This window comes from Pseudomonas juntendi (assembly GCF_009932375.1).
Classification (GTDB): domain Bacteria; phylum Pseudomonadota; class Gammaproteobacteria; order Pseudomonadales; family Pseudomonadaceae; genus Aquipseudomonas; species Aquipseudomonas juntendi.
In genome coordinates this window covers 24,767-35,971 of record NZ_BLJG01000007.1, presented here as the reverse complement: position 1 = coordinate 35,971, position 11,205 = coordinate 24,767, and the positions used below count along the sequence as shown (strand labels likewise).

Below are 11,205 nucleotides of genomic sequence, written 5' to 3'. Positions count from 1 at the left end.
TAATGCCAGTCAGTTAAGTAATTTGGGGCCGCTTTGCGACCCTTCGCGGGCACGCCCGCTCCTACAGGGGATAGCGCATCTCTTGCGTTCAGCGCCAAACGTGTGGGAGCGGGCGTGCCCGCGAAGGGCTGCAAAGCAGCCCCAGTAACGCTTAACCGACAGGCATTAGGCCGCAGCCGGGTTCTTTCATGGCACAGGCCAGCAATCAGAGCAGCGAACGGCCCTTGTTGGCGGCAATGCGCATACGCAAGGCGTTGAGCTTGATGAAGCCAGCAGCGTCGGCCTGGTTGTAGGCGCCGCCATCTTCTTCGAAGGTGGCGATGTTGGCATCGAACAGCGAATCATCCGATTTACGGCCAACCACGGTGACATTGCCTTTGTACAGCTTCAGCCGCACCACACCGTTCACGTTGACCTGCGAAGCGTCGATCATCTGCTGCAGCATCACGCGCTCCGGGCTCCACCAGTAACCGGTGTAGATCAGGCTGGCGTACTTGGGCATCAACTCGTCTTTGAGGTGAGCAACTTCACGGTCCAGGGTGATCGACTCGATGGCACGGTGGGCCTTGAGCATGATGGTGCCGCCAGGCGTCTCGTAGCAGCCACGCGACTTCATACCGACATAACGGTTTTCGACGATGTCGAGTCGGCCGATGCCGTTGGCACCGCCGATGCGGTTCAGGTCGGCCAGAACGGTTGCGGGGGTTTTCTCGACACCGTCAATGGCAACGATGTCGCCGTTGCGGTAGGTGAGTTCGATGTAGGTAGCCTGGTCCGGGGCGTTCTCAGGCGAGACACTCCAGCGCCACATGTCCTCTTCGTGCTCGGTCCAGGTGTCTTCCAGAACACCGCCTTCGTAGGAGATGTGCAGCAGGTTGGCGTCCATCGAGTACGGCGACTTCTTCTTGCCGTGGCGCTCGATCGGGATACCGTGCTTTTCGGCGTAGTCCATCAGCTTCTCGCGGGACAGCAGGTCCCACTCACGCCACGGGGCGATGACCTTGACGCCAGGCTTGAGCGCGTAGGCACCCAGCTCGAAACGCACCTGGTCGTTGCCCTTGCCGGTAGCGCCATGGGAAATGGCGTCTGCGCCGGTTTCGTTGGCGATTTCGATGAGGCGCTTGGCGATCAGCGGGCGGGCGATGGAAGTACCCAGCAGGTACTCACCTTCGTAGACGGTGTTGGCGCGGAACATCGGGAACACGAAATCACGCACGAACTCTTCGCGCAGGTCGTCGATGTAGATCTCTTTAACACCCATTGCCTGAGCCTTGGCGCGGGCCGGTTCGACCTCTTCGCCCTGACCCAGGTCAGCGGTGAAAGTCACCACTTCGCAGTTGTAGGTATCCTGCAGCCACTTGAGAATCACCGAAGTATCAAGGCCGCCGGAATACGCCAGTACGACCTTTTTTACGTCCGCCATGCCATCACTCCACGGGGTTGTACGGAAAAGGACCGATTCTAACGGCGTTAACGATAAATTTACAGTGGCGCGACAGCTTCTGACGACAAAGCGACAAGAACTTTCACAGGGGCGACGGACGGTAGTGAGGCAGGCAAGTCAAGGGCCTGCGGTGCACGCGGCTGTCCAACCTCAAGGTTGCCTGGCCGGGGCAGCAGCAGCAGCAGCAGCAGCAGCAGGGACTTGTTCGGTCGGTTTCTCCACCGGTTTTTCAGGCACCACCACCCGGTCCAGCTCGATGTTCACCCGCCGATTCCGCGCCCGGTTGGCTGCAGTGTTGTTCTTGGCCACCGGGTAGCGCTCGCCGTGGAAGCGTACGGTGATCTGCTCATCCTTGATGCCACGAGCCTTGAAGTAGTCCGCCACCGCCAGCGCCCGGCGGCGTGACAGGTCGCGGTTGGTCAGGCGATTACCGCTGTTGTCGGAGTGACCGTTGAGCTCGACATGGTTCACCGAAGGGTCGGCCTTCATGTATTCGAGAATCACATCCAGCCTGGCCTTGGCCGCGTCATCCAGTTCGATGCCCCCGCCCGGGAAACCGACCTGGGTCTGGCGCACCTGATCGTAGTTCATGGGCAGCAGCTTGGCGGCACACACTTGGTAATCGCTGTAGGCCTTGGCAAAGCTCACCGGCAGTACCCGCACCTCCATGGGCCGGCCAGCTTCGCCCGCATAGCTGCGCACCACCGTGCTGCGCCCGTCCAGCAAGCCATTGATCAGGCGGCTGGCCTGGCCTTGCGACGAACTGAACAACACGCCAGTACGGGCCATGCGCACGCTACCCAGGTTGATATCACCACGACCGGGTTGCCACGGCGCCGCCGCCGCCAGCAGGCTGGCAGTGCCGGCCCCCAGTATGTTGCTGGCCGAGCGCAGCTGGAACACTGCCTGCTCGCCCGCCCGGCGCACGAACTCACCACTGCCAAAGCCATCGATCGGCTGGATCAGCCGGCACTCGAACGGGTCACCCTCGACCTTCCAGGCAATGTTCTCCATGCGCGTCTGGAAAGTCAGCGCGGCAGCCGGCAGGCTGGCGAACAGGGTCAACAGGGTCAGGTAACGCTGGCGCACGGGCGGCTCCACAATTTCAACGGCTTACCTGCAGGCTATCGGACGCCAACCGGAAAACTTGATAGCCGTGCTCGGCCCAGGGTTTTCCGGTAGCATTGGGGCTTGAGTTCGACCCGCCTGGAATCCCCAATGTCCGATCGCCTGACCCTCCTGCGCCCCGACGACTGGCACATCCATCTGCGTGATGGTGCCGTCCTGCCCCACACCGTTGGCGATGTGGCGCGTACTTTCGCCCGCGCCATCATCATGCCCAACCTGGTTCCGCCGGTGCGCAACGCCGCCGAGGCCGGTGCCTACCGTGAACGCATCCTCGCTGCCCGCCCGGTAGGCAGCCGCTTCGAGCCGCTGATGGTCCTGTACCTCACCGACCGTACCAGCCCCGAAGATGTGCGTGCCGCCAAGGCCAGCGGTATCGTGTATGCCGCCAAGCTGTACCCGGCGGGCGCCACCACCAATTCCGATTCGGGCGTGACCAGCATCGACAATATCTTCCCGGCCATCGAGGCATTGGCGGAGGTCGGCATGCCGCTGCTGGTGCACGGCGAAGTGACCCGCAGCGAAATCGACGTGTTCGACCGCGAGAAGCGCTTCATCGACGAGCACATGCGCCGCCTGGTCGAGCGCTTCCCGGCCTTGAAAGTGGTGTTCGAACACATTACCACCAGCGATGCCGCGCAGTTCGTCACCGAGGCACCGGCCAATGTTGGCGCGACCATCACCGCGCAACACCTGCTGTACAACCGCAACCACATGCTGGTCGGTGGCATTCGCCCGCACTTCTACTGCCTGCCGATCCTCAAGCGCAACACCCACCAGGTGGCCCTGCTGGATGCAGCCACCAGCGGCAACCCGAAGTTCTTCCTCGGTACCGACTCGGCCCCGCACGCCCGTCACGCCAAAGAAGCGGCCTGCGGCTGCGCCGGCTGCTACACCGCCTACGCGGCTATCGAGCTGTACGCCGAAGCGTTCGAGCAACGCAACGCGCTGGACAAGCTGGAAGGTTTCGCCAGCCTGCACGGCCCAGCTTTCTATGGCCTGCCGGCGAATACCGACACCATCACCCTGGTCCGCGAAGAGTGGACCGCCCCGCAGAGCCTGCCATTCGGCGAGCAAACCGTGGTGCCGCTGCGCGCTGGCGAGAAATTGCGCTGGCGCCTGCTGGAGGAAAACGCGTGAGCGAAGACCTCTACGAAGACGACCTGGAAAGCCAAGGCAACAGCGGGTCGCGCCATCCAATGGCCGAGCGCTTCCGCGGTTACCTGCCGGTTGTAGTGGACGTGGAAACGGGCGGCTTCAACAGCGCCACCGATGCCTTGCTGGAAATTGCTGCAGTGACCATCGGCATGGACGAGAAAGGCTTCCTGTTCCCCGAGCACACGTACTTCCACCGGGTGGAGCCGTTCGAAGGCGCGAACATCGAGGCGGCCGCGCTGGAGTTCACCGGCATCAAGCTCGACCACCCGCTGCGCATGGCAGTCAGCGAGGAAACCGCGCTGACCGATATTTTCCGCGGTGTGCGCAAGGCCCTGAAGGCCAATGGCTGCAAGCGGGCGATTCTGGTCGGCCATAACAGCAGCTTCGACCTCGGCTTCCTCAACGCGGCCGTGGCGCGCAATGACGTGAAGCGTAACCCGTTCCACCCGTTTTCCAGCTTCGACACGGCCACCCTGGCCGGCCTGGCCTATGGCCAGACCGTACTGGCGCGGGCTTGCCAAAGCGCCGACATCGACTTCGATGGGCGTGAAGCGCACTCGGCGCGGTACGACACCGAGAAAACGGCGGAGCTGTTCTGCGGCATCGTCAACCGCTGGAAGGACCTGGGCGGCTGGCGCGACTTCAACGATTGACCTGTGGGCCGCCTGGCGGCCCTTTCGCAACACAAGCCCGCAGCCACCACCCAGGCACAAAAAAACCGGCCACCAGGGCCGGTTTTTCATGCGCGCCGCAATTACAGCTTGCCGGCGTTCTCGCTCAGGTAGGCGGCTACGCCTTCTGGCGAAGCATTCATGCCTTTGTCGCCTTTTTTCCAGTTGGCCGGGCAGACTTCGCCGTGCTCTTCGTGGAATTGCAGGGCGTCGACCAAGCGCAGCAGTTCGTCCATGTTACGGCCCAGTGGCAGGTCGTTGACGATCTGCGAACGAACAACACCGTTGGTGTCGATCAGGAAGGCACCACGGAAGGCCACGCCACCTTCGGACTCAACGTCGTAGGCTTTGCAGATTTCGTGGGTCATGTCGGCAGCCAGGGTGTACTTCACCTGGCCGATGCCGCCGTTGTTGACCGGGGTGTTGCGCCAGGCGTTGTGAGTGAAGTGCGAGTCGATGGACACGCCGATCACTTCTACGTTGCGCGCCTGGAAATCAGGGATGCGGTGGTCCAGGGCGATCAGCTCGGACGGGCAGACGAAGGTGAAGTCCAGCGGGTAGAAGAACACCAGGCCGTACTTGCCCTTGATGGCCGAAGCCAGGTTGAAGCTGTCGACGATCTCGCCATTGCCCAGCACGGCCGGTACGGTGAAATCGGGGGCTTTCTTACCAACGAGTACGCTCATTGTAATCTCCTGATGAGGGTGTAGAACCGTTTGCCGGGCCAGACGGGCCTGCCCGACATCCAACAAAGGCGACCATCATACACGGCTTCTGATGACAGGCCGAATCCAACGAGCAGGCAACCGCCGGTCGCTCAAGCACGGGCCTTGCAGAAAGTGCTTTGACAAGCATTCTCATTAACATTAAGCTCCAACCCATCGACTCAACCAGCGATGGTCAGCCCTTATGTATGTGTGTCTTTGTGTCGGCGTTACTGACGGACAGATCCGCGACGCGATCTATGAAGGATGCTGCAGTTACAAGGATGTGCGAGCCGCGACCAATGTCGCCAGCCAGTGTGGCAAATGTGCCTGCCTGGCCAAGCAAGTAGTCCGCGAGACCCTGACCGAGCTGCAGGTCAGCCAGGCCGCCCTGCCCTACCCGGTAGAATTCACCACCGCCTGAAACCAGAATTTCCAAGAACCGGACCTAGTGTCCGGTTTTTTTATGCCTACATATCAATAAGTTAGGGCACCAACGCGGTTCACAAACATTCTTATTCCTATTAATTTTCATTTATTATTCAATCACTTAGGTTTGACACACTTGCGCATCGGGCTCAAACTTCCTGCTATTGGCACACTTCTACAGGGCAGGAACCCAAATGAAAGGCGACGTAAGCGTCATCCAGCATCTCAACAAGATCCTCGGAAACGAGCTGGTCGCGATCAACCAGTATTTCCTGCACGCACGCATGTACGAAGATTGGGGCCTGAACAAACTCGGCAAGCACGAGTACAAGGAATCGATCGACGAGATGAAGCACGCTGACAAGTTGATCAAGCGTATTCTCTTCCTCGAAGGCATCCCTAACGTTCAGGACCTGGGCAAGCTGTTGATCGGCGAGCACACCAAGGAAATGCTCGAGTGCGACCTTAAGCTCGAACACAAGGGCCTGGCCGATCTCAAGGCCGCCATCGCCCACTGCGAAACCGCGGGTGACTTCGGCTCGCGTGACATGCTGGAAGATATCCTCGAGTCCGAGGAAGAACATATCGACTGGCTGGAAACCCAGCTGGGGCTGATCGACAAGATCGGTATCGAAAACTACCTGCAATCGCAGATGGGCGAAGAGTAATCACCCGCTGCATAAAAAAACCCGCGATCAGCGGGTTTTTTCATGCTTGCCGAAATCAGGCTTCGGCAGCTTTGGCCTTGGCGGCGGCGTCCTTGATCAGGGCCTGCAGCTCACCCTTTTCGAACATTTCCAGCATGATGTCGCTACCGCCGACCAGCTCACCGGCCACCCACAGCTGCGGGAAAGTCGGCCAGTTGGCGTACTTTGGCAGGTTGGCGCGGATTTCCGGATTCTGCAGGATGTCGACGTAGGCGAACTTCTCGCCACACCCCATCACAGCCTGCGATGCCTTGGCCGAGAACCCGCACTGCGGGGCATTCGGCGAACCTTTCATGTAAAGCAGAATGGTGTTGTTGGCAATCTGCTCTTTGATCGTATCGATGATATCCATCTAGCACCTCAGCTGAACTTTCCGACGCGATCGTCGGCACGGTGAGGCATTGTAACGGAAAGCCGAGCAGCATGCTCGGCCTTGCCATCGCTCAAGCGGCCTCGACCTGCACGGGTACGCCATTGAGCGCCGCATTGCCCGACACCGGGTCACGCAAGCGCTCGTCGGTAAGGTCATTGGCACTCACGCCAGGCTGCGCCTGGGCGACCTGCAGGTGTACGCCCTGCCGGCCATGACCGAACCCATGGGGCAAGCTGACCACACCGGGCATCATGTCCTCGCAAGCCAGTACCTCGACTTCCAGGGCACCGGTGCGCGAGCGAATCCGCACCCGCTGGCCATCCTGCAGTTGCCGCTGCTGCAGATCGTGGGGGTGCATCAACAACTGGTGCCGGGGCTTGCCTTTGACCAGCCGATGAAAGTTGTGCATCCATGAGTTGTTGCTGCGCACGTGGCGGCGCCCGATCAACAACAGTTCGTTCGACGCTGGCGGTGCTTGCCGGGCCAGCCGCTGCAAATCGTCCAGCAGCACCTGGGGCGCCGCTTCGATCGCCTTGCTGGCAGTGGCCAGGCGAGCCTCGAGGTTGGCGCGCAACGGGCCAAGGTCCAGGCCATGCGGGTGCTCATCGAGCTTGGCCAGGGAAAGCTGCCAGGCGGTTGCCTCGCCGTAGCGGCCTTTGCGCAGGGCCAGGTCGATCATCTGTGCGGGCGCCACGGTTGGCTTGATCTCCAGCCCGGCACGCCTGGCATAGGCCTGCGCCAGCCCGACAAAAATTTCCCAGTCATGCAAGGCGCCCTGCGGCTTGGCCAGGATCGCCCGGTTGAAGCGCGTGATGTTGCGCACGGCCAACAGGTTGAATGTGCTGTCGTAGTGATCATTTTCCAACGCCGAGGTCGAGGGCAGGATCAAGTCGGCATGGCGTGTGGTCTCGTTGATGTAGAGGTCGATGCTGAGCATGAACTGCAACCCCTCCAGCGCAGCGTCCAGCTGGCGGCCGTTGGGCGTGGACAGCACAGGGTTGCCGGCCACCGTCACCAGGGCATGCACCTGCCCCTCGCCGGGCGTCAGCATTTCTTCGGCGAGGGCCGCCACCGGCAGCTCACCGCCGTATTCGGGCAACCCCGATACCCGGCTTTGCCAGGCATTGAAATGCCCACCCGAGGTGGTTGCGACCAGGTCCACGGCCGGCTCCGTACACAACGCCCCACCGGCGCGGTCGAGGTTGCCGGTCACCAGGTTGATCAGTTGCACCAGCCAATGGCACAGGGTGCCGAAGGTTTGCGTCGACACGCCCATGCGCCCGTAGCACACCGCCTTGTCGGCGGCGGCGAAATCCCGTGCCAGCTGCCGGATCTCGGCCGCCTCGATGCCACACAGCGCGCTCATGGCCTCGGCGCTGAGAGGCGCCAGTGCCGCGCGAACCTGCTGCAGACCATTGACCGGCACGTGCGAGCGCCGCGTCAGGCCCTCGTCGAACAGCGTGCTGAGCAGGCCGCACAACAGCGCCGCATCGCCCCCGGGGCGAACGAACAGATGGCGGTCGGCCATGGCCGCCGTTTCGCTGCGCCGCGGGTCCACCACCACCAGGCGCCCACCGCGCGCGCGCAGGGCCTTGAGCCGCTTCTCCACGTCGGGCACCGTCATGATGCTGCCGTTGGAGGCCAGCGGGTTGCCGCCAAGAATCAACATGAAATCGGTATGGTCGATATCCGGGATCGGCAATAGCAAGCCATGCCCGTACATCAGGTGGCTGACCAGGTGCTGCGGCAACTGGTCCACCGATGTGGCAGAGAAACGGTTGCGTGTTTTCAGCAGGCCGAGGAAATAATTGCTGTGGGTCATCAACCCGTAGTTGTGCACGCTGGGATTGCCCTGGTACACGGCCACGGCATTGCGCCCATGGGCCTGCTGGATCGCCCACAGCCTGTCGGCGGCCAGGGTAAACGCTTCATCCCACTCAATCGCCTGCCAGTGCTCCCCTACCCGTTTATGGGGCTGGCGCAAACGATCCGGGTCATTCTGAATATCCTGCAACGCTACCGCCTTGGGGCAGACATGGCCGCGGCTGAACGGGTCGTGGGGGTCGCCCTTGATCGAGCTGATCTGCGCCCGCCCCGCGTCGTCATGGCTGATTTCGATGTTGAGCCCGCAGATCGCTTCGCACAGGTGACACGCACGGTGATGCAGGGTCTTGGTCATGGCCGCCTCTGCCTTGTTGTTGGGTAGTGAACGAGCTGAAACTATGCGCCCCGCACCCTACCCCGGCCAGCGCGCTTCGCCGCGTGAATCCACCGACATCAGTGGCACGATTTGCGACAGCCATTTGCCAAATTGCCAGCAAGCCGTGTACAACCTGCTGTAGCAAATAAAAAACAGCACAGCCCAATGGGTAGAGACACGCCTTGCAACGTCTTTGCAGGCGGGCTGCTGTTTCCCCTCTTGGCTTTAGGCGACATTTACTTATAGTATTGCGCCTTTCCCTTTTTCGTCCGCCCCCGTGCGGCTTACGCCGCAGGTCACTCCCGTTGTCAAAAAAACCATACGGTCGACCTGCATACTGTTGCAGATAAGGTAGTCAATCATGAGCGCTAGGCACTTTCTCTCCCTGCTGGACTTCACCGCCGACGAATTGCTCGGGGTGATCCGCCGCGGCATCGAGCTGAAGGACCTGCGCAAGCGAGGCGTGCTGTTCGAGCCGCTGAAAAACCGCGTGCTGGGCATGATTTTCGAGAAGTCCTCGACCCGTACCCGTGTGTCGTTCGAAGCCGGCATGATCCAACTCGGCGGTCAGGCCATTTTCCTGTCGCCGCGCGATACCCAGCTGGGCCGTGGCGAGCCGATTGGCGACAGCGCCATCGTGTTGTCGAGCATGCTCGACGTGGTCATGATCCGCACCCATGCCCACAGCACCCTCACCGAATTCGCCGCCAACTCGCGCGTGCCGGTGATCAACGCGCTGTCCGACGAGTCGCACCCGTGCCAGTTGCTGGCCGACATGCAAACCTTCCTCGAACACCGCGGCACCATTCAAGGCAAGACCGTGGCCTGGATCGGCGACGGCTTCAACATGTGCAACTCCTACATCGAGGCCGCCAGGCAGTTTGACTTCCAGTTGCGTATCGCTTGCCCGGAAGGTTACGAGCCTGACCCACGCTTCATGGCCATTGGCGGTGACCACGTGCAAATCGTGCGCGACCCCAAGCAAGCCGTAAGCGGTGCCCACCTGGTGACCACGGACGTCTGGACTTCCATGGGCCAGGAGGAGGAAACTGCACGGCGCCTGGCGCACTTTGCGCCTTACCAGGTCACCCGCGAACTGCTCGACCTGGCGGCACCCGACGCCCTGTTCATGCACTGCCTGCCTGCCCACCGTGGCGAGGAAATCAGCCATGACCTGCTCGACGACCCGCGGTCCGTCGCCTGGGACCAGGCTGAAAATCGCCTGCATGCACAGAAGGCCCTTCTCGAATTCCTTGTCGAACCGGCTTACCACCACGCATGAGTCAACCCTTACTGCTCAACCTGCGCAACCTCGCCTGCGGCTACGGCGACCAGCGCATCGTCCAGAACCTCAACCTGCACCTGAACGCAGGCGACATTGGTTGCCTGCTGGGTTCATCGGGTTGCGGCAAAACCACCACCCTGCGCGCCATCGCCGGCTTCGAGCCGGTGCACGACGGCGAGGTCCAGCTGGCGGGCGAGGTAATTTCCCGAGCCGGTTTCACCCTGGCCCCGGAAAAGCGCCGCATCGGCATGGTGTTCCAGGACTACGCGCTGTTCCCGCACCTGACCGTGGCGCAGAACATAGCCTTCGGCATTGCCAAGCACCCCCGGCAGGCGGCAGTCATCGAAGAAATGCTTGAGCTGGTCAAGCTGGCTGGCCTGGGCGGGCGTTACCCGCATGAGCTGTCTGGCGGCCAGCAGCAGCGGGTCGCGCTGGCCCGTGCACTGGCCCCCGAGCCACAGTTGCTGCTGCTCGACGAGCCGTTCTCCAACCTCGACGTGGAGCTGCGCCGGCGGCTGAGCCATGAGGTGCGTGACATTCTCAAAAGCCGCGGCACCAGTGCAGTTCTGGTCACCCATGACCAGGAGGAAGCGTTTGCCGTCAGCGACCAGGTCGGGGTGTTCAAGGAGGGCCGCCTGGAACAGTGGGACACACCCTACAATCTGTACCACGAGCCACAGACACCGTTCGTTGCCAGCTTCATCGGCCAGGGCTATTTCATTCGTGGCCAGATGGTCAGCCACGAGGCGGTCAGCACCGAACTGGGCGAGTTGCGGGGTAACCGCGCCTACATCATGGCCGTGGGCAGCTCGGTGGATGTGTTGCTACGCCCGGACGATATCGTGCATGCACCAGGCAGCCCCCTGCAGGCCAGAATAGTCGGCAAGAGCTTCCTCGGCGCCTCGACCCTGTACCGCCTGCAGTTGCCGACCGGCAGCCAGCTGGAAGCGATATTCCCCAGCCATGACGATCAGCAGGTAGGTGACGATGTCGGCATTGCGGTAAAGGCCGACCACCTGGTGCTGTTCCCGGCACCCGGTAGCGTTGCGGCGCAGTTGTCGCCCCTTGAGAACGGGGTTCGTCGCTACAGCTCGGCGACCTGATACAGG

At 61.8% G+C, this 11,205-nt stretch carries 11 protein-coding genes; 6 read left to right on the top strand and 5 right to left on the bottom strand.

The genetic code is table 11. The features are described 5' to 3' along the window. Positions 1–205: 205 nt before the first annotated feature. Positions 206–1,423, bottom strand: coding sequence for an argininosuccinate synthase (locus GYA94_RS01485; RefSeq protein WP_029886602.1), 1,218 nt, complete (start codon positions 1,421–1,423; stop codon positions 206–208). Between the two features lie 171 nt (positions 1,424–1,594). After that, positions 1,595–2,533, bottom strand: coding sequence for a flagellar protein MotY (locus GYA94_RS01480; RefSeq protein WP_161891677.1), 939 nt, complete (start codon positions 2,531–2,533; stop codon positions 1,595–1,597). Between the two features lie 129 nt (positions 2,534–2,662). Between GYA94_RS01480 and pyrC the strand changes: the two genes are divergently transcribed. Further along, complete coding sequence (pyrC, locus tag GYA94_RS01475) at positions 2,663–3,709, top strand: dihydroorotase (protein ID WP_161891676.1); 1,047 nt, start codon at positions 2,663–2,665, stop codon at positions 3,707–3,709. 59 nt (positions 3,710–3,768) lie between these two features. Beyond that, positions 3,769–4,380, top strand: coding sequence for a ribonuclease T (rnt, locus tag GYA94_RS01470; protein ID WP_232108621.1), 612 nt, complete (start codon positions 3,769–3,771; stop codon positions 4,378–4,380). A gap of 101 nt (positions 4,381–4,481) precedes the next feature. On the opposite strand, the gene GYA94_RS01465 is transcribed toward rnt, so the two are convergent. Continuing rightward, on the bottom strand, positions 4,482–5,084 hold the full coding sequence (locus tag GYA94_RS01465) for a peroxiredoxin (protein ID WP_009684560.1): 603 nt from the start codon (positions 5,082–5,084) through the stop codon (positions 4,482–4,484). Between the two features lie 223 nt (positions 5,085–5,307). Between GYA94_RS01465 and GYA94_RS01460 the strand changes: the two genes are divergently transcribed. Together GYA94_RS01460 and bfr are read left to right on the top strand one after the other, a co-directional pair. Next, positions 5,308–5,526 carry a bacterioferritin-associated ferredoxin gene (locus GYA94_RS01460; protein ID WP_009684559.1) on the top strand — a complete coding sequence of 73 codons (219 nt, stop codon included), beginning with the start codon at positions 5,308–5,310 and terminating at the stop codon, positions 5,524–5,526. Between the two features lie 199 nt (positions 5,527–5,725). Then, on the top strand, positions 5,726–6,199 hold the full coding sequence (bfr, locus tag GYA94_RS01455) for a bacterioferritin (RefSeq protein ID WP_009684558.1): 474 nt from the start codon (positions 5,726–5,728) through the stop codon (positions 6,197–6,199). 55 nt (positions 6,200–6,254) lie between these two features. Here bfr and grxD read toward each other — a convergent pair whose 3' ends face one another. Both grxD and GYA94_RS01445 read right to left on the bottom strand, forming a co-directional pair. Then, positions 6,255–6,590 carry a Grx4 family monothiol glutaredoxin gene (gene grxD, locus GYA94_RS01450; RefSeq protein WP_009684557.1) on the bottom strand — a complete coding sequence of 112 codons (336 nt, stop codon included), beginning with the start codon at positions 6,588–6,590 and terminating at the stop codon, positions 6,255–6,257. Positions 6,591–6,681: 91 nt separating this feature from the next. Beyond that, positions 6,682–8,790 carry a molybdopterin oxidoreductase family protein gene (locus GYA94_RS01445; RefSeq protein WP_161891675.1) on the bottom strand — a complete coding sequence of 703 codons (2,109 nt, stop codon included), beginning with the start codon at positions 8,788–8,790 and terminating at the stop codon, positions 6,682–6,684. A gap of 382 nt (positions 8,791–9,172) precedes the next feature. Here GYA94_RS01445 and argF point away from each other — a divergent pair, with 382 nt between their 5' ends. Continuing rightward, positions 9,173–10,093 carry an ornithine carbamoyltransferase gene (gene argF / locus GYA94_RS01440; protein ID WP_054913622.1) on the top strand — a complete coding sequence of 307 codons (921 nt, stop codon included), beginning with the start codon at positions 9,173–9,175 and terminating at the stop codon, positions 10,091–10,093. After that, on the top strand, positions 10,090–11,199 hold the full coding sequence (locus GYA94_RS01435) for an ABC transporter ATP-binding protein (RefSeq protein WP_110679156.1): 1,110 nt from the start codon (positions 10,090–10,092) through the stop codon (positions 11,197–11,199). Before argF ends, GYA94_RS01435 begins: the two co-directional genes overlap by 4 nt. Positions 11,200–11,205: the final 6 nt, after the last annotated feature.